Genomic DNA, 18,826 nt, shown 5'->3' on the forward strand with positions numbered 1-18,826 from the left:
ATTGAGCTGATTTTAAATTAACTGTTCTACTTTCTTGCTACTGAACGTTGTACGATCGTTACTACAAAAAAAGAGGTGACTATTAAAGTCCCTCCTTGATTACAGTTAATTGTTTAATTAAAGAAAGCCGTTAATGGATCGACACCGTGCAATGGAACAACTAATCCTCTATCCAAAAAGCGGTTGAACTCTTCACAAGCTGTTTCTGGCACCAGTGAGCAGCTGTGGCAAGCAGCTAAATTACAGGAGTCTGGGCCTTGCAAGCCAATTTCTGTACAAACCGGGTCAGTAGAGCACCATCCAGCATTAATAAATGCTTTGAGGATAACCGCTTCAAGATAACCAGGCCTACCCATTCGAACCAATCCGCCCATAGTTCCATCCGAATCTCCCGCTGCGGTATAAATAAGAACACCGCACATCGGATTTGCTTCATTATCTGAAACATATAATCTTTCCCTTAACGATGAAGAACTGTACCCACACTCGAAAACGAGCTGGTTTATAAGTAAATGTGCAAAAGTATGGGCCATGACGAACCGAGGACTTATTTTTTTCTCTCTAGTACGACGATTCGCTACTAAATGCCGATATCTCTCACTCAGGGGCTGAACCCTTCCTTTTACCTGTTCTCTTTGCTCCCACTCTCTGACAGCCTCTTCACTGAAATTAAAGAAAATCCCTTCACCGTACACCACATACGCTGGAAGCCAATCATCATTAAAGTCAGTAGGCTGATTACGCCAGATCATTGATTTCATATCTTCTATATCGTTTTGCTGATCGTTAAATACACGGTTAAATCCTGTTAATACCCGTGTTTCTTTTAATTTTTCTATTAAATGAATATTCGAGAAATACCTGGATACATCGAAAATATTACGTTCGAATAATTCAAGATCAACAGGCTTAATTTTCAATTCTTCCTGATTTATTTCCCCGTTTAGTACTTCATACTCCTCTTGTCGGAGAATAGCCTCCATATCATTAGGCAGTTCATCCTCCGCTTCTTGACCGGTATCCCGCGAGTCCCTTGCAAGCAACGCCCGCCGTATATCCGAATCAGAGTACCCATTTAATTCTAACAGGAATTGTTCTTTTAACTCCATGACCGTTTCATCTAAACTCAAGTTTGCACGCTTGGCTAGATTTATGATGCTCAAAACTTGAGATTTTTCGAAAAAGGACAACAGAGCGGAAATCTGTTTATTACTGTTGCCGGGAATAAAAATGGCACTGCGTACTTGAGCAAAGTAAACATTAGATGCACTTCTCAATGAGGCTCTAAGATGACAGCTGCATTCTTCCCCTTCATCATTACCGAGCCACGGTCGTTTGCCTTGACAAAAGAATTCTGAACCATCACCACTCAATGATCTGCTTAGTTCCGTACCTTCCTCATCTGCAGAGGTTACGCCATGAAGCATTCTCGGTTCAATCCCACACTCACATTTTACTTGCATAGATGTAAGTGCCCCTCCGCCTGTGCTCACCAAATACAATGTCTGTGTGCACGATGGATTCTTTTGTCGGTGAACCCACTCCCGCCAGGGGAAATCTTGTAAATGTCCCTTTTCACAAATTGCAATGAATGGCGCTTGAACCAGGTAGTTCTTATAACCTTTTTGTTCACAGCCTTGACAAAGTTCATTGCTTCTCCGATGATACTCCAGTTCCTGCATTTGGCCACAAAACGGGCAATAATGCCATTTAGGAAAGCGTAGAAAGGGGACGGACAAAAACATATTCATGTTATTATCATCGCTGCTTCTTGTCCTAAAGTCCGGCGGAAGCCGGAAATGACTTACTTCCAACATCCGTTCCAAACGCCACTCTTGGATTTTATATTGGGACAAATCGGTAAAGTCCATTTTCCCATGGCGATCTTTAAACCAATGATCGAGTCCGCTGCATACAGCCGATGTACCATTTTTAGATATAGACATCGCTCCTGTACCAAAGGGGGAGATTAACTGAGCTCTACGGATCGGGTATCTCATGATTCCAGTTCCTCCATCTCTTGAAGCACGTAATGTGTGCTGATTTCCCCTAAACATTGCGAGTCCACGTTTCTCATAGAATTCGGTGTAGCCCAGGACATTCTTCTTGTTGTTGGGTCCACGTAAGACCCAGCGGTATAAAGCAACGGATAGTCATCAGCACTTCTCTTTTTTGACCATTCGGATGGGCGTAACGTTTTCCATTGTGAGATGCGGCGCTCAAAAACCTTCTGAATATTGTCCAATTCTTCTTTATCTATTATTTTAACCCGGTTGCATATTATCTCCCGCAGTTGTACCAATAGATCTTCAGGTACAGGCGATGGGGAATCAACCTCATCCATATGGCCGAACTGGCGCACGTAACCTACCATAACCGCGTGGAGCATCCGATCGACTACGGCGGGAGAAAAGGAAGTAACGCTTGTTGGCTCAACTTGTGCATATAGTTTTTCATGGTAACTGCGGAATTTCTCAAAGTGAGAGCGGTCCCTTGGCTTCGATGCACTATACAAAGTGACAACGAGTCCCGGTCTTTCATACCAGCGCCGTCCTATACGACCTGTTACCTGAATATATTGTGCGGTCGTTTTAGGCTGGCCTACAACGGCCATAAGAGATAAACGGTCGATGTCTACACCTACCTCAATAATATTTGAGGCTAGGCAAACGTCAGTCACTTTGCCGGAGCCAATTTCTGTTTTTAATTCACTGATTGCTGAAGCTACTTCGTCACTTGATAAGCGGGAGGTAAGTTCTTTAATCTTATTTAGATGACGCAGCTCTTTATAGTCCAGATCTTCTCTGTTTTTTATCACTTTTAGATGGTTAGGTATGTCAGATTGAAGCAATGTTACTGTAGTACCAAGTTCTCTCAAACTATTAAAAAAGATTAACAGCGTCCACCACGGATCTCTTTCTTGTTCATTCATTGCAACTGGAGCTTGAAGAAGGGATGTTAATGAACGCACCTGTAGTGTTTGCATAGACCCCAGGCCAGGAGCGTTCAAACCGACATATTTCCTTCCCGACATCAATTTCCCGTTTTTGTCGCGGGCATATGTTGCGAAAAACGAATCATCTACATCTAAACCAGGTGCCGGGAATAATGCCACCTCAGTACGGGCATATATGTCCAAAATCTGCTTTTGGTACCTGCGGATCGTAGCGGTTGAACAAACAATTTTGGGTTTTATCCCTTTACCAGTCCGGTAATCTGTACATAGCTCTTCTATAAGAACTTCGAAAATCCCAGACATGGAACCCAATGGACCGGATATAAGATGCAGTTCATCCTGAATAATCAAGCCTGGAGGCGAACTAATTCTTGATCCGTCTTTCCCGAATCCAAAAATAGCACGAGGCTGTGAATTCCATGCAAGCTGGGCAAACTTGTCAATAGTTCCAATAATAAAGGTAGGCCGTTTCTCATAAATGTCTTCATCTACAACATATACGGGCAGTTTTTCACTAAAAGGGCATTCGTTATCAGTACAATGGATCATAATCTTACCGTCAGAGACTCTATAACCATGTACAGTGAAATTGGGCTGTGATTGATTTTTATTTTTTGTGCTCCGTTTGTTTCCTTTAGCAACGATAGGCTTAACATGATTCGATGGAAGCTTTCCCATTTTCGCTCCGCACCAAGAACAAGAAGTAATCAAAAAAGGGTTTACATTGCTCTTGCCGCTTCTCAATTCTGTCAGTTGACTTTTTGCTTTGGTATGACTATTTGGAGTCGTGTCACCGCCTAGCCAAATACCAATTGAAAACTCATCACTTCCTAATTCTTCTACATGCTGACGTCGTATATATTCCATTGAACAAATTAGTCTGGAGGCTCTTTGGAATTGGTCAGCCGTCAACAAACGCAGTGTGTAACGCATAAGTACATGTACTCCTGCATCTGCTTTGTTCTTTAGCCTTCGCATAAATATGGAAAACGCGGATAACCCCAGATAAGCTTCTGTTTTACCACCGCCTGTAGGGAAGAAAATCAATTCAACAGTTTCACGTTCAGGGGAATCGGATTCTGCTGCTGATTCCATAGCCATCAAGATAAAGGCAATTTGAAAAGCACGCCATTTTCCCTTGTTGTACGGCAATGCAGTCAAATCCGGTGCCAGGTAAGGAGATGAAAAACGAATTTTCTCATCTATGACCTCTGCCGTGCGTAAGGATCCGCCAATCAGCTGTTGTAATAGCATAGCTTGATTGGCTAATCGGAAGGCGCGTGATACATCCGGATTTTTCAGGTATTCCAGCCCTTGCCTCATTCGCTTTACACATTTATTACATTCTTGAAGATTCCTTTCAGCCGCTGAATATAACGTAGAATCTAACTTATTAGCATCCTTCGCATCCTTCGCATCCTTCCAACGCATTTCAATCCATTTCTCATAAAGGTGGACAATTTCCTCCAATTGCTCAAAGCCGTCTTGGTTTGGATTTAATCCTGCCAGATCTTTCATGGATACTACAATATCAGTACCGTCATCTCTTTTTATATCCGGTGTCATACTTTTCGTTTCATAAGACGGCAAAAAGCTGGTTTGTACAGAACTGACTTTGTCGTTTATAACCTCACTCCAGTCTGCCGCACAACCATGACCAACTGCAAAAGTTTTAGTCTTGCGGTACAACAAAGCAATGGAACGTTCTTCATCATCCAATGCATTAAGATCTGCCATCTCAGGATAAGGCAAAATTGATTGATTTTGATCAGGTGTTACAACTTGAACTTTAAAAGTAGCCTGAAAAAGACAAGTGCTTTCAAAAGGAATATGCCTGGCAACTTCGGTACGGTTTATCAGGCTTATAGTAACTAACCGCTCAGTATCTTTATACGGGCGGGATAATATATCCGTTTGAATATCCAGCCCATCATTATCAATTGCATATGTAATTTCCCCGTGTTCCAGAATGTCTTTTGGACCTAAAAGCTTTTCCGTATCGACTTTAACAACAAAATGTACTGGAACACGGACCCACCATCTACGTGTTTTCCCCTCTTCTTCTCCATTTACCCTAACGGATAATGGCCTATACTTCCCCCCGTCAACACTAATAACCAATTGACTGCCACATGGTAAATCTGCCTTGAAGCTAATGGCCATACTACTCTGGTGGTAAGCATTTGCAGAAACCATATCTAGTTCCGTGTCTTCTTCGTCAATAGCATCATGGTTATCTATTATCTCTAAATCTTTTGTTGCTTCTTCGAAGACTAAGTTCTCTTCAAGACTTTGATCATTATTATTTTCTTCTTTTTCCTCTAAGACTTCTTCTTTCCTAGTCCGAAGAGGGTACAATACTGCGGAACCATAACGCCGCGACGGAGGTTGTTGTAAAATCTCTTCTCCAGTTTTTTGGTCCTTGTATGGCTTATACAACTCTTCGGCTTTACCGAATAAGACGGTTTTATCAGTGTTTAGTGTTATGCTTTTATTAGCAACGGATGGACCAATGAATTCTTCTTTTAAACTGTCATAGAGCGCATCCCGGTTTTTTAAGTTTGCACTTAACGTTTGGTTCATTTTACTGTCCCCCTGAATTAAATAAATCAATTAATCCCCTTAGCTGATGGGGTTGGACCTGATAAACATTTTTACTTATGTATTCAATTTTATATGCTGTAAAAGTTGCATTTTCAGCATCGGGTAAACTGAAAGTCATTTTTTGTTCCAATTCCAATTTACTAAGATTAGATTTTTTAATTTCTTGTATTAACAAGTTTCGAATAACTGTGCCAGCTCTCTGATGTGCACGGAATAAGCCATCCGCTTCCTTCCAGAGTTTCTCTGCATGCTCTTCAAGTTTTATAAGCTTCATAATTGCTAAAAAATCGTTATACTCCCGTGGCTTAATATTATCATCTGAAGCCCAATTTCGGAGGTTAGTCTCGTTTGCACGAACTCCTCCATGACTCCGAAGGTATCGGCAAATTTTATCAGAATGGTATTTACCAGTATATTTACGCAACCTTTTTTTCCATGCAGAATGGCGCTCACGTATTTTTACTGCCTTGATCCCGAGAAACTCATCGGCTTTTACTTGTATATAATCCCGGCCAGTGCCGGTACGTATAAGCAAATAACAGTCTGTGTCCAATTCATTAATAGAACATTTTGATACCTGTTCGTCCGATTGTAATGATACCGTCCAAATATTCTTTAGCGAATGATCCTCAAACAACATGCCTTTTGCATCTGTCAGCCCAACTAACTTTGCATTGACACATTCCGGTGTTATAAGTACTGATTTTTCAGACAAGTTTTTTTCAACATTTTTGTAGTCTATAATCTGGTCACTTATCTCAATTATTTCTGGAGAGGCAGGACCAGTTGATTTGTTTACATTAATTTTACAGCCTTGATGCAATGTTGAAATCTTAAATTCCGACTTTGTAAAATACTCCATTCTAGGAGTGCGATACAATTGCCAGTCATAATATATATTTTCAATGGTTTGAGAGCGTGGACAGTGAAAAATATAGTCCGGATACCAATATGTTGGACCCAAAATGATAAGCCTGTCAAAAAATAATTCTTTTTTTAGTCTTGAAGGCGTGACCACGGAAAAAGAATTAATTGATATAAAAGTACGTTTTAACGCCTCTTCTACTGCATTCAAGTTGCTTGAAGTCTTTAAGACCAAACCTGTGGCAATTTTATCTTTAAAGGTTGTTCGTAAGTACTCCAGTACAGGTTTTTCAGTAGAGGTTCGTAATACTTCATAATTCTTCATTACCGTATCAATATCGTCCTTTAAACCAGGATACATCAATTGGCATTGGCGTGACAGCCTGCTTAAATCCTTCTCATTAATTTGATCAGAATGAGCGGAGAAAGGCAGTGGGCTTGCTGAAAGTACGTACCTGAATTTTCGGAAATGTGTTAATAAATCACTAAGTAAATTATCGCCTTCATCCAGATTGAAGACTTTATATTCAAGTGTTTTTAAAGATAAAGAATATTTTGCTAGAGGTTCCGATGATATTTCATGAAAACGCAAATTATAATTATTGGTTAACTCAAATATTTTGTTGACACTGGCCAGAGTATTCATAGTACCTCCTCCCAATATAACAACTCAATCCCTCCAGGCATTGTTCCAAGATCCAATTCTGAAGAAGTTATCCGGTTACTTTGAATATACCGACTGTTGACCTCTTCAACTGCAATCTCAAATTGTGGTTCTGAGCGGTCAAGAATTATCACGGAATTTTTGTACAAAAAATCTTCTATCCAATTCAAATAACCATTTGATCCAGAGTATATTACTATGGAACTAGGATTCAAGCTAAGCTCAGTCTCACTGTTTCTCGCTTGTGAGGAAACAAATTCGGATTGGTATGGATCTACTGTATGTTGAAATTGCCTTATGCGCAATAAGTCATTAAGTGTACCCCTAATAAATTGATTACCTTCAAGAACGGCAAATTGAGCCTTTTTCATTTCACTTTCAAGCTGTTCTTTGCCCCCAACAAAACATAATTTTGTTTCTGATTGCTTTAGTAAAGCGTTAGAATGGACTCCAAAAATAGTATCTGCCAGCGGGGATTCTATAGTAACAGTCCTCCCCCGCTGATTATTTGGTAATCGAGAACTTTGATTGAGGTTTATCTGCACATCTAATGCATTCTTTTTTGAAATATACTCAGTTAAACCACCGGCTTGAGTTGATTGTGTCTTTATGAGCAGTCTCTGTTCCCCTTGATAATCCGCAACTCCTAAAAACTCAGCTTTTAATACCCGTTTATTTTTCCTGTACAAGACAGGAGTGTACTGTTCAAGAGAAGCTATCGTTTGAAAATGGGCTTCTAACAAACCATCAGGAGAACTATTAATGAAAATTGATGATACTATTCCGACACCAATAAAAGGAGCAATATAGGCCTTTGTTGGCAACGACAGAGCAGCAGTCCACCTTTTATTTTCGTTGCTTCTCTTAGCAAGTTCTTCTCCAAGATTAATGAAAAAATTGGACCAAGCTGGCATCGGAAACCAGCCGCCAGAATCTTTATAATACAAATTTATTCCCATTTCCCCTTACCTTTCACTTGTTTCATATATAAAAAAAAGGAGCATAGCCCCCAGGATAAATTACAAAAGAAAATTAATTTTCTTAAGGGCATAATAGTAATACAATGTAGTCTGTTGTGCCCGTGATTTTTTTAGATCTTAAAGACTATATTCAATAGAATTCGATCTTTTCCTCCCAATCTTCACTAAAAATACTCCGTACAATACTAAACCATTCTAAAACTGGATCAACCTTTAAATGTTGTCTCAAATAAGTCTGTCAAATCTTCTAAGTTTCTCAACAAATTTGCTATTTCTTTAATTCACTATGTGTTAACAAGCTCTTACACTCTTTTAACAGCACTACTAAGGAAAGCGGGATCATATCGAGTTCATGATTGTGAAGAAAATTTTCTGTAATTAGATTTCGTCGTTTTTGAATCATAATAAATATGTTTTCTTTAGTTAGTCCATCAAATGGAAGTTTTGAGGAAACATAGTGAAACACATCATCACTTAGTTTTGATCGAATTAAAGTTAAATTTAAGGCATCATAGGCTTTTATTACATCACCACTGGGGGTTACTGAATCATACACATTATAGAAAATTCGGGTCTCCTGAACTAGATCATGTAGTTCTTTAACTGTTCCTATAAACTGAGATTTTGAGAAATGCTCTTGCCTATAAGCTTTTAAGTAATAAGGGAAAAAGTCGTCTATTATTTTACACAACTCTTCTACTTGTTCAGATCTAAGACTAAAACGGTTACTTGGAAATTGTATGACATAATTTCGGCTCATTTCGCTATAACCAACTATGAAACCCCGCTTAAAATCTTTTGGATCCGTACACAAAACAGTGAACAATGTATGTATTATATCTTTACTATTTAACATAAATAGACAACCTGAGACTCCCGTATCCGCAATCGAGACAAGACAAGATCCTAAATCATATTTATTTGGCAAGAGTCCACTAAGACTTATATACTTAATGCTATGCTTATAATTGGTTTCGTCAGAAAAAGATGCTTCTTCAAAGTACTCCGTTAAACTAGATGCCGAGGAGTCAGACTCTGTCTCAGCAATATCTTCTCATGTTTTCTTTGCGATATAAAATCTAGTACATTACCCAGCATCATTGCGTAGTCTGGCTGCTAAGTTCATTACCCATTGTTCATGTTGCAAAGAGGAGCAACTGTAAGATAAGAATACTTTTGGCACGTCATTACTTTTCTTCATACGACCACACTTTATTTATAATACAAACTATAATGGAAGTAGAAATTTTAAGTCTCCTTGTAAAAAAACTTCAAATTGCCTGCTATCTATGTTAATGATTTGTCCTATGCCAGTAATATTACCCCTTGTTATTACATATGTTCCGGAGTTTATTGTTTCCTTTACACTGCTTTTAGAAACAAAGATAAATCTTACTTTATCCATATATTGCTCGTATACCCCCGGAGAAACTGGACTTACTGGCACTCCTGAGATCTTTTCATAAGCACCTGCAGATACTTTAATATCATCAGTGATTACTACAACTTCACAAGCAGTATTATCTAGATTGTTCAACTTATCTTTTATCTCAATTGCAGTAACCTCATCCATCTTTAAAAGCGTCCCATAATCGTGCGTCGGTTCTTTAATCAAAGCAAGATGTTTTTTGCCGTCCATAAAAAACCACTCTATGTATGGCAAGTTAGCCATTACGGTTTCCGGCTGATTCCTGCTTGACCCGGAACCTCCAAGAACACTATCGACGTGTACAGCCGGTGAAGAACATAGCTTAACCCATATTTTTTCCAACTCACTAAATGGCCTAGTTTTCTCTTTACCTGAGGATGTAATCAACTCGACTCTTTTTGCCGCTCTGTCTATCCCAGTCAGAGTAATGTTCGCACCTGGCTTAATACTTTCTATTTCTAAGCCTACCATCTTCTCGATATCATTAATCACTTCATTGAATGTCATTTTCGTCCTCCTGGTAATTCCGGCGGAAATTTAAGTACACTTGTATCCTCACCTGCTCCTTCGACTGCAGCCACATCTTCAAGCCATTGCCTCATGAAAGATTCAGTTCTCGGATCTTCTTCTCCGGCTTTCCTGAAAGTCACCTTATGCGGCAAACTGATCCTCATCGGATTACCCGGAGCGGGTCCATCTTCAGAGAGGCCATCTTTCAAATCGATACCTGCAGCGAATCTTCGTATATCAGACACAAAATCAAGAACAATGACCTTTTCCTTATCTTTAGACAATCTTAATCCTCTACCTAACTGCTGGATAAATATTCTTCGGCTATGGGTTACCCTCTGAAACACAATAATGTTAACATCCGGTACATCAACACCTTCATTTAAGATATCAACCGCACATAATACATCGATAGCTCCGTCTTGAAAATCACAAAGTATGCGGTTACGTTCTGCCGGGTCCATTGTGCGCCCTGTAGAAGTTTGGGAATATATCGCCGACGCATTGCAAAAACCAAGAGAATTAATGCGGTCCCTCATTGTGATTGCGTGATCGATCGTACCGCAAAAAACTATGGCCCTCGGTTTGTGCTGTTCTTGCCACACCTTCTTAAGTTCAATTACAACAGCATCGTCCCATTCAGTTATAAATAATGTCCTATTTATCTGCCGCGGCGAAAATTTTTTCCCTTTTAAATCGCCCAACGCTTCCCAATTTATATTATCCGTATACATTCTATAATCGACATTTGATAAAAATCCATTTCGTAAACCGGTAACAATGTCTACGCGTACTAGAGGTTCACCAAAATAATCAGTGAGGTCAATATCATCAGGTCGCCAAGGTGTTGCTGTTAACCCTAGAAGAAAAGGGCCGTTTTCTGAACCTGCCCTTGTAGTGTGTAACACAGCATTATACATTTGCCCACCTACATGATGACATTCATCAATAATAATTAAATCAAAATGCGGGAGTTCTTTTTCCTGTTGAACGTAATCGGAAATAGTATTCAGACATACGAACACAGCATTACTCTTTTCCAAACGTTCTCGGCTTGGTTGCTCATAACCATTCCATACTGCAGTTTCCTGGTGTTTAGATAAAAAGGGCCAAAAAGCTTTCTCTATCTGATAAACAAGTTCATTCGTATGAGCTATTACAAGAATCCGCAATGGGGATATAGCATTAATACGTTTAACCATCTCGCATGCCACGAAAGTTTTGCCCATTCCGGTAGCCATTACCACAAGAGCTCTTTTTTTCTCTTCGTTATACGCTTGTATCGTCGAACGGATAGCCTGCTCCTGATATTCCCGCGGGTTTCTGTCCAATAAGCACATCTCCGGAAGTTTTTCAGCCCTAGAAATTAGAGCCTTTGTATCCCATAACTGAAGCGGGACTCCTCTGCTCATAAGAGCTCTTTGATGTTCTTTCAGCTTTTCATCAAAGCCGTTCAATGCCACAATTACCGGCACTTGTGCTCTATATATCCTCATAGCCTCCAATGTTTGATCTGCAACATCCAAGCCTACTTTGTTTTTCCAGTGTTTCATTTGGAATAGCCACCGCTTACCAGCCCGGTGTGCAAGAACGTCTGCCCCGCGGTCACCGGATTGGCCAACAAGTCTTATACCTTCAAAACCTTCATGAGCTAATAAGCGTGAAACTATTCTTTCAAATGCTTGCCAAGTGCCGAATCTTAGATTCTCTTCACTGATAAAAACTCTCACTTAATCACCTTTTGCTGCAGGAAATCCAAAGACAACCGTGTTTTTTGAGTAATACCTGTCTCGGTGGAACGGTAGTTTATATAATTCGCAATATCATTTAAACAGTTTAGGTAAATGTTCCGAATTCTTACTTGTGCCTGTAGTAAAATAGTTCCTGTTAGTTCTACTGAATTGGAATATGAAATATCCCATACTCCGCCATCAAAGAATATAAATGGGTATTTTTTAAAAATATCAGTTATTCCATCCTCATCAACGTATAATAGAAATGCCCCGTTATCTTTCATTTTACCAAGCTGACTGATATCAACGCTTTGATTAAGCATGTTATCAACCATAGCTTTCTTTTGCTCTTCAGTCATTTCATTAAATATATCTACGGCCATTTCTTTAATAAGTGTCGGCAATTTTTCTTTTAGCTGGGCAAAGAACATAATAATATCTTCCCTGATTTTCTCGGGACTGTCCTCGAGCTTATCCGACCACCTGCTATTCAAAATCAGCCACTCAATATTGGAAAGCGTGTGTTGCCCCTGATATTGTTTTCCAGAAAGTCTTCTATTCATATCATAGATATAAAGTGCAACTTCCGCAGCTATCATTTGCTCCGGCCGGATCCGGAATGACTTGAATACTTTGTGGGTCTTATCTAAATAGATATCTATTTCTTCACCTTTAAATGTAATTAGGGGAACTCCATCTTTTAATTGATTTGCTTTTATTGAAAGATGAGTAATATATACATTTACATTCACAGGTGAACTATATGTGCCATCAGCCAACAGAATAGAACATCCTGGTATGGACAGGTCATCGGACTTGTTCGCGTTTTTTGAAAGGAAATCTTGAGAAACTGTATTTTCTGTTCCTTTTTCCTCATTACACGATGTGCAATTCTTTTCAGTAGCCCTGTTCTTAGTACCACAAACCTGACATCCCCAGGGTTCTTCTATTGTAGGTAGCTGTGACAAGCCGCATTCTGGACAGGATTTAGCGGATTTTGGTATTTCATGTTTGCAGTCCGGATTAATACATAGCTTGCCTATTAGAACGAAACTGCATACTGAACATGTATCATGTTCTTGTAAGTTTTGTGCAGTACAAGATGGACATTCAACAAGCTCTTCAAGAGGTGGGGAATCAGCTTGCTCTACTAGCTTCCACCACTCAGAGTCATCGTAATATCCAGGAAGTCTTTTAAGAAACTTTTCGTAATAATCTTTTTCAACATCTCTTGCAATTCGTTTTTGTTCGTTGGCTTCTTTATCCCAAAATCCCATATAAAGATCAGTTTTTCCAGGTTTCCTCACTCTACGAAAGCCTTGAAATAGTTTATAAATATAACTATCATTCATGTCAGCACCCGGTTGGTTTGGTTGCAAGGAACTATCCCCACGCAAGTAACTAATTGCTCTTTGCCATTCCGGGCTACTTCTTTGAAAATCCTGTTTAAGGAAGTCTACCGGGACATGATTTAAATGTACTTCACCTATAATTCTCCCAAATTGCCCATCGATAGGATAATCTTTAATCGTTTTTTTAAATTCATCCACGAACTCAAAAAACGCCGATTTTTCAGCAATTCTAATTGCTCGTCCATTACGAATTAAATCTATTCCATATTCAGTACTATCATCAAATCTTTGAATCCCAACCCAACCTCTTACTTTTTCTTCAACACTTCGGATACTTGATGACTTACAAGCTGGACATTCATTTCTATCACTGGGAACAAGGGCAGTGCAGTTTCCACACCTTCTTTGAACACCAATGACGTGATCAAAATCATATCTTGCCTGTATTTTCCCATTCCCTTTACGTTCAACATAACGTCCGGCATCCCATGCACAATGTTCAAATGGTTCACAGGGCTCTCCATTAACCAATATTCTAATTTCTCTTTTAGATAATACTGATGCATATCGTCTACCTAATTCAGCTCTTACTTTTGGGAGTCCATATTGTACCAGTCGTTTTACAAACTGGCTATTAGCATTACCTTCAGGCCACCATTCACTAATCTCTATTACTGTGCCATGTTGTAATACTTGAGGTTTATCAATAATAAATATCGGTAATTGATAATCTTTACTTTGATTTATATAGTCCAGATCTATGATGACGTCAACAGCCTTGTTATCGAGTTTGCGTGCTGTCATTAATCTTGTCACTCGTCCAAATTTTCCAGTTGATATATTAAAACCCATTCCAAACAACCCTAAGCTATCATAAGGATTATTTCCCGAAAATCCTGCTTTAATAGATTTCTCAGCTATTTCAGCTGTCATACCCGGACCGTTATCTCTAATCCTTATGAGTCCGGATTTGCTATTAAGCTCAGACATTCTTGGTAATTCTATGGATATTAATGAGTTATCAAGCTTAACTCCAGTAAGTTTTGCCGCTTGAAATGAATCTATTGAATTATCTATGAGCTCGCATAACGAATCTAAAGGTAACATTGGTGTATGCGTCAATGCTATGAGTACCTTAGGATCTGGTGTAAAATCAAAAAAAAGTTCAGTATGTGTCATTTGGCCCCTCCTTAATTTCAAGCATATTTCGAATTGCTGTGGCTACTACGAACGCTAATTTTATTGGTACTCCATTACCAATTGTTTTAAATTTATGTGTAATCGGCATCTCTACAGGAAGTATATAAGTGTCAGGTACACTCTGAATTCTTAATGCCTCTCTAACAGATATTCGTCGAGGTTCAACTGGATGAAGATGAACTTCATTATTTCCATATGCAGCCGTTGGGCTGTACCTCCATCGATGCAATCTTTTAAAACTTTTTCTAGAAACATCACCTTCGGAAATGACTGTATATTTATCACTTTTAGGCTTTAATCCATCTAGTCCATTTGGTAATGATTTAAGTTTTTCCAGATCGCATATATATGTACCAACCATAAGTTCTTCTGGAATATCCATTGGTTGTTGAGGGCTCATACCGTAAGGTGATATTGAAGGCCAATTGAAGCGTTTTTTTGCATCTTTATACCTCTGATCTACAGGCCATTTAAACCATTCGTACTCTCTTGGGATATTTCTAATACCAAGTTGTTTCTTAAACCATTTCTTTTTTATACCTACCATAAATACCCTTTCTCTATCTTGAGGAACACCAAACTCTAAAGCATTAAGAATATTAAATTCTACTAAATAATCCGTAGATAACTGAAGTTTTAGGTGGTTAAAGAACTCCCTGTGTTTTCCATTTCTTAATAATCCAGGAACATTTTCAAATAGAAAAAAGGTTGGTTGTAGTTCTAATATCCTACTCACATAAACTTGTGATAATCTTCCTCTATCAGCTTTTTCACCTAAATGTCCACGGTTTTTTCCGCCAACAGAAAAATCAGGGCATGGCGGGCCACCTACTATACCAAATAATTCTGGAAGCTTTCCCTCTGGGAAAGCTTCTTTAGCAATTTGGTTTGGACCTAAATCAATTATTGAAGTCATATTAGATATTTTATGTTCTTCACCGGTCATGCTTGAAACTCCTGAGGCGTATCCTTTTGCAAAATTAATGTTATATTCATTACTCCATATTGTTTTAAATCCTGCTTGCATAAATCCTATATCCAAAAATCCCGCTCCCGTGAAAAAAGATAGAATCGGAATAGAATTGCTATTCTGTACTGATGCCATATAAATTTACTCCTTTCACGGAATAATTAAATAGATAATTCAATATATATAACTCCTTTATTATACAAGTATAGCCGTAGATTTCACCACATTATACCAGTCTGATTTCAACAAAAAAAAGAGCCGCTAATATTAATTAACGGTCTCTGTTGTATTTATATCTTGAAGAAAATCCATGATTGTATTTGCAATACCTTTTGCAGCTAAATACGGAACTCCATTACCTACTGTTTTAAATGCATTAGATAGTGTAATTGTCTCAGGTAATTCAAATTCTTTAGGCAGAGATTGAATAGCCAATGCCTCAGATATTGTCAACCTTCTTGCTTTATATGGGTGAAGATGAACTTCATTATTCCCATAAGCGGCAGTAGGAGAGTATCTCCACCTATGGAGACGTTTATATGATTTTTTAGAGTCATCTCCTTCAGGTATAACTTTAAATCTCGGAAGTGCCGCTTTTGGAGTAAAAGCTTTGTTGTTAGGATGACTATCAACAATATTTTTCTTAAACCAATACTCCACCGTTAATTCCTCTGGAATTCCATTTGGAATTTTCAACTCGCTATTTTCTTCGAAATCAGCTTGTTCAGGCCAAGAATATGATTTTATTTCATCCATTGAATATTTAGTGTTCTTATCCCAAGGGAAGCAATTTTTCAACTGTTCTGTATCAATAGATAGGTTTCGAGATTCTAAATAGCTTTGATTAATACCAAATAATATTATTCTCTCCCTATGTTGAGCAACACCATATTCTAGTGCGTTAATTACTCGATCAGTCATAATATATCCAGACTGTTTAAGTTTATCGAGTATACTGTCATAAAATATTCGATGTTTTTTTGTCCTCCACAATCCTTTAACATTTTCCAATACAAAAAAGTCTGGCTGTTGTTGACATATTAAATCCACATAAGTAGCTGTAAGTCTCCCATTCTCGCCTTCACTACCTTTATTTTTACCACCTACTGAAAAATCAGGACAAGGTGGCCCGCCAATAAAACCAATAGTGTTATCACTTTTTCGTGATTCTTTTATAAAGTTTGAGAGTTTAGTCTTTTCCGGTTCAACCGTGTAAGTTATTACATCAGTATTATGGCAGCCGTACACTGGTTCATCAATTTCTAATTTCTCTCTTGAATACTCGTATGCCTTACAAAAAGGCTCATGAAACTCATTTACAAAAGCTATTTCAAAATTAGAATGTTCAAATCCTAGATCTAAAAAACCTGCACCAGAAAAAAAAGAAAATATATGCGGTTTGTTTTCCACGTTTGATATGCCTCACTTCATTTAGTTTACTGTCTAATTATACTGTTTAACTTTGTTTTTTCATATACCAATACGAACGTATATTCTTTTCCATTTTCGAGAACCCTAGATACGCCCGTCGGAATTTCAAGCTATTCCTTCACTTAATAAGTGTAAAACATTATTAAAAGTAATGCAAAAATAAATTAACTACTAATTATAAGAATCTTTTATACCCGTCATATTTGGACTATATTGGAAATGCGAGGTGGGCATATGGATAACTCATTAGATGATGAGATTAAGGAAATAGGAATCAGCATAAAAAAATTTAGATCAATTCGAAAATTAACGCAAAGTGCCTTATCCGAGAAAGTTGGCTTATCTCTTGAACAAATTCAAAAAATTGAACAAGGAAGAGGCAGTACAAAAATAAAGACATTATTCTTCATTTCCAAGGCACTTGAAATTAAACCCGAACAATTATTTAGCAGCAATAACGAAAACATGAATCTAATTCTTGATAGATATCAACACCTATCTAAAAGTGGACAAGAAACATTGATTAATATAGCAGGAGAAATATTCAAATTAGAGAGCACTTTTAAAGGGGGTATTAAAAAAGATGAATAGTACTATCGCAAGTAATTCAGTGGAATTATTTACGGATGGAAATCAGACAAAAACGAGGATTAAACCTATTGTTACATTATCAGAAGTTTACTCTAATTCTGTTCCAAATGGTAATATAGGAGAATGCTTGGATGATCTAGAAGAACATGTTCGTTTATCGGTCAGTAAAAACGGTTGGGCACCGCCTGCTAGTTCAGCATTTTCTAACGCCCGTGGAAGTTGGTTTGAATTGATTGTCGCTGCAACTGCATGGAACTATAGAATTGATAGAGGAGTACCAGAGTATCACATTGTAAAAATGCCCAATATAAAAACCTATGATTTTCGAAGTGTTTATCTTTCTGAAACACAAGAAATGCTTGATACTTTAGAAATGGTGCTTGAACAACATAATTGTGTTAGTCAAGTTTCTTCAAACCCCGATTTATTAATAATAAATCATAAAAACATTAAATCGCTGGTTGATTCTAATTATAAAATAAGTGATCTATCAATCGAAAATATTCACAATATAAACCTATTATACAATAACCTTCAAGGAAAATGCCCCTGGGATTCAGTCCTAGCAGGAATTGGATTAACTACTTCGTTACGGCCTGACCGACGTAATCAATTTATACATGAGGGTAATATATTCAAGTCTTTATATGCTCATCTAAAAATGCGATATTGGAATAACACCATGAATTTCCAGTATCATTTAGCATCAAATGTAAAACATAATCAAGCAGATGAGATTGCTTTTAGAGCTGCTACAACCCATTCTATTGTTAATGTAAACTTGATCCCTGAACGTGCAGTAGACGGTTTACATTCATTGATTAAAACCGATGATATCTATGCTATGTTTGACAATATTATTAAATAATTATTAAATAATTTACTGAATAATAGTAAAATATTTAGTGGAAGATTTAGATACAACAACCATACTTTTTTTGATCGTTCTATGACAGCAGCTATTGTATTAAAAGCATCCTAAACACTATGTTTAACTTCATGTTCCTAAACACTGCATAAGTTTTAACCTGCATCAGTGTTTAGCCGGCTTGCCTAACATGCCCTTCTGTTCTTTCTGAATCGTAAAATCGTAATCCTTTAGCCCAGAGCGCTTTTGTAACCTCACTTTCTAAAATTGAAACTGATCGAAGTGCCTTCATGCTTTCACTAAGATGTTCCTTGCTTATAAAATTAATAACTATCAATATATTAGGAGCAGCTCCAGCCGCTCCTCCCCAGCATACACATTCCAAAATCGCTGCAGCAGCAAATAACAACTAACATTTGACGTTTTTTTCTGGTACATGATTTTGAAAATCGTCCAACAGGCAACTCAAAGCAGTAATTAGCAGTCCAATCGTTACCAAAGTAGCTTTGCAAAGCTCAGCGCTGCCAATGACGCGAACAGAAACGATTCGGCGTGCAGAGCCGGGAACAAGCGGATTTCTTGTCCAACTGATCTTCACAAAGTCAGGCTGACGAAGAGCTTTTAATTCAGCCATACCGATCACCTGGATTCTATTAAACATCTAATTATCAGAT

Annotated in this window: 13 protein-coding genes; 2 read left to right on the forward strand and 11 right to left on the reverse strand. The window is 38.0% G+C overall.

Features of this window, described 5'->3' with window-relative positions; all coding sequences use genetic code 11:
• Positions 1-113 precede the first annotated feature (113 nt).
• The 10 genes from drmB to AB4Z29_RS26275 all read right to left on the reverse strand — a co-directional run bounded on the left by drmB (position 114) and on the right by AB4Z29_RS26275 (position 16,672).
• Positions 114-2,000 carry a DrmB family protein gene (gene drmB, locus AB4Z29_RS26230; protein WP_441945929.1) on the reverse strand — a complete coding sequence of 629 codons (1,887 nt, stop codon included), beginning with the start codon at positions 1,998-2,000 and terminating at the stop codon, positions 114-116.
• A complete protein-coding gene (locus AB4Z29_RS26235) occupies positions 1,997-5,539 on the reverse strand; it encodes a helicase-related protein (protein ID WP_441945930.1) in 3,543 nt (1,180 codons plus the stop codon). The genes drmB and AB4Z29_RS26235 overlap by 4 nt, the downstream gene beginning before the upstream one ends.
• A 1-nt stretch (position 5,540) precedes the next feature.
• Positions 5,541-7,070 carry a hypothetical protein gene (locus tag AB4Z29_RS26240; RefSeq protein WP_441945931.1) on the reverse strand — a complete coding sequence of 510 codons (1,530 nt, stop codon included), beginning with the start codon at positions 7,068-7,070 and terminating at the stop codon, positions 5,541-5,543.
• Complete coding sequence (locus AB4Z29_RS26245; protein WP_441945932.1) at positions 7,067-8,047, reverse strand: hypothetical protein; 981 nt, start codon at positions 8,045-8,047, stop codon at positions 7,067-7,069. Before AB4Z29_RS26245 ends, AB4Z29_RS26240 begins: the two co-directional genes overlap by 4 nt.
• 289 nt (positions 8,048-8,336) lie before the next feature.
• Positions 8,337-8,924: a hypothetical protein gene (locus tag AB4Z29_RS26250; protein ID WP_441945934.1), complete on the reverse strand. Its 588-nt coding sequence runs from the start codon at positions 8,922-8,924 to the stop codon at positions 8,337-8,339.
• 372 nt (positions 8,925-9,296) lie between these two features.
• Positions 9,297-10,004, reverse strand: coding sequence for a hypothetical protein (locus tag AB4Z29_RS26255; RefSeq protein WP_441945935.1), 708 nt, complete (start codon positions 10,002-10,004; stop codon positions 9,297-9,299).
• On the reverse strand, positions 10,001-11,737 hold the full coding sequence (locus tag AB4Z29_RS26260; protein ID WP_441945936.1) for a DEAD/DEAH box helicase family protein: 1,737 nt from the start codon (positions 11,735-11,737) through the stop codon (positions 10,001-10,003). Before AB4Z29_RS26260 ends, AB4Z29_RS26255 begins: the two co-directional genes overlap by 4 nt.
• Positions 11,734-14,271 (reverse strand): ATP-binding protein, encoded by a 2,538-nt coding sequence (locus tag AB4Z29_RS26265; protein WP_441945937.1) that lies wholly within the window; start codon positions 14,269-14,271, stop codon positions 11,734-11,736. The genes AB4Z29_RS26260 and AB4Z29_RS26265 overlap by 4 nt, the downstream gene beginning before the upstream one ends.
• Positions 14,258-15,397, reverse strand: coding sequence for a DNA cytosine methyltransferase (locus AB4Z29_RS26270; RefSeq protein WP_441945938.1), 1,140 nt, complete (start codon positions 15,395-15,397; stop codon positions 14,258-14,260). Before AB4Z29_RS26270 ends, AB4Z29_RS26265 begins: the two co-directional genes overlap by 14 nt.
• Before the next feature lie 132 nt (positions 15,398-15,529).
• Positions 15,530-16,672, reverse strand: coding sequence for a DNA cytosine methyltransferase (locus AB4Z29_RS26275; RefSeq protein WP_441945939.1), 1,143 nt, complete (start codon positions 16,670-16,672; stop codon positions 15,530-15,532).
• 255 nt (positions 16,673-16,927) lie between these two features.
• On the opposite strand from AB4Z29_RS26275, the gene AB4Z29_RS26280 reads away from it, so the two are divergent.
• Together AB4Z29_RS26280 and AB4Z29_RS26285 are read left to right on the forward strand one after the other, a co-directional pair.
• A complete protein-coding gene (locus AB4Z29_RS26280) occupies positions 16,928-17,284 on the forward strand; it encodes a helix-turn-helix domain-containing protein (RefSeq protein ID WP_441945940.1) in 357 nt (118 codons plus the stop codon).
• The gene (locus AB4Z29_RS26285) at positions 17,277-18,152 is read left to right on the forward strand and encodes a Cfr10I/Bse634I family restriction endonuclease (protein ID WP_441945941.1); all 876 of its coding nucleotides are present in this window, start codon (positions 17,277-17,279) and stop codon (positions 18,150-18,152) included. Before AB4Z29_RS26280 ends, AB4Z29_RS26285 begins: the two co-directional genes overlap by 8 nt.
• Positions 18,153-18,561: 409 nt before the next feature.
• Here AB4Z29_RS26285 and AB4Z29_RS26290 read toward each other — a convergent pair whose 3' ends face one another.
• Positions 18,562-18,786, reverse strand: a complete 225-nt coding sequence (locus AB4Z29_RS26290; protein ID WP_441945942.1) for a hypothetical protein — start codon at positions 18,784-18,786, stop codon at positions 18,562-18,564.
• Positions 18,787-18,826 lie beyond the last annotated feature (40 nt).

Source organism: Paenibacillus sp. 2TAB23, from assembly GCF_052115165.1.
Lineage (GTDB): Bacteria > Bacillota > Bacilli > Paenibacillales > Paenibacillaceae > Pristimantibacillus.

What these genes read in the sequence shown, in the direction of transcription:
- drmB (WP_441945929.1), bottom strand. Translation starts at nt 2,000, where the DNA reads ATGAGATACCCGATCCGTAGAGCTCAGTTAATCTCCCCCTTTGGTACA.
- AB4Z29_RS26235 (WP_441945930.1), bottom strand. Translation starts at nt 5,539, where the DNA reads ATGAACCAAACGTTAAGTGCAAACTTAAAAAACCGGGATGCGCTCTAT.
- AB4Z29_RS26240 (WP_441945931.1), bottom strand. Translation starts at nt 7,070, where the DNA reads ATGAATACTCTGGCCAGTGTCAACAAAATATTTGAGTTAACCAATAAT.
- AB4Z29_RS26245 (WP_441945932.1), bottom strand. Translation starts at nt 8,047, where the DNA reads ATGGGAATAAATTTGTATTATAAAGATTCTGGCGGCTGGTTTCCGATG.
- AB4Z29_RS26250 (WP_441945934.1), bottom strand. Translation starts at nt 8,924, where the DNA reads ATGTTAAATAGTAAAGATATAATACATACATTGTTCACTGTTTTGTGT.
- AB4Z29_RS26255 (WP_441945935.1), bottom strand. Translation starts at nt 10,004, where the DNA reads ATGACATTCAATGAAGTGATTAATGATATCGAGAAGATGGTAGGCTTA.
- AB4Z29_RS26265 (WP_441945937.1), bottom strand. Translation starts at nt 14,271, where the DNA reads ATGACACATACTGAACTTTTTTTTGATTTTACACCAGATCCTAAGGTA.
- AB4Z29_RS26270 (WP_441945938.1), bottom strand. Translation starts at nt 15,397, where the DNA reads ATGGCATCAGTACAGAATAGCAATTCTATTCCGATTCTATCTTTTTTC.
- AB4Z29_RS26280 (WP_441945940.1), top strand. Translation starts at nt 16,928, where the DNA reads ATGGATAACTCATTAGATGATGAGATTAAGGAAATAGGAATCAGCATA.
- AB4Z29_RS26285 (WP_441945941.1), top strand. Translation starts at nt 17,277, where the DNA reads ATGAATAGTACTATCGCAAGTAATTCAGTGGAATTATTTACGGATGGA.
- AB4Z29_RS26290 (WP_441945942.1), bottom strand. Translation starts at nt 18,786, where the DNA reads ATGGCTGAATTAAAAGCTCTTCGTCAGCCTGACTTTGTGAAGATCAGT.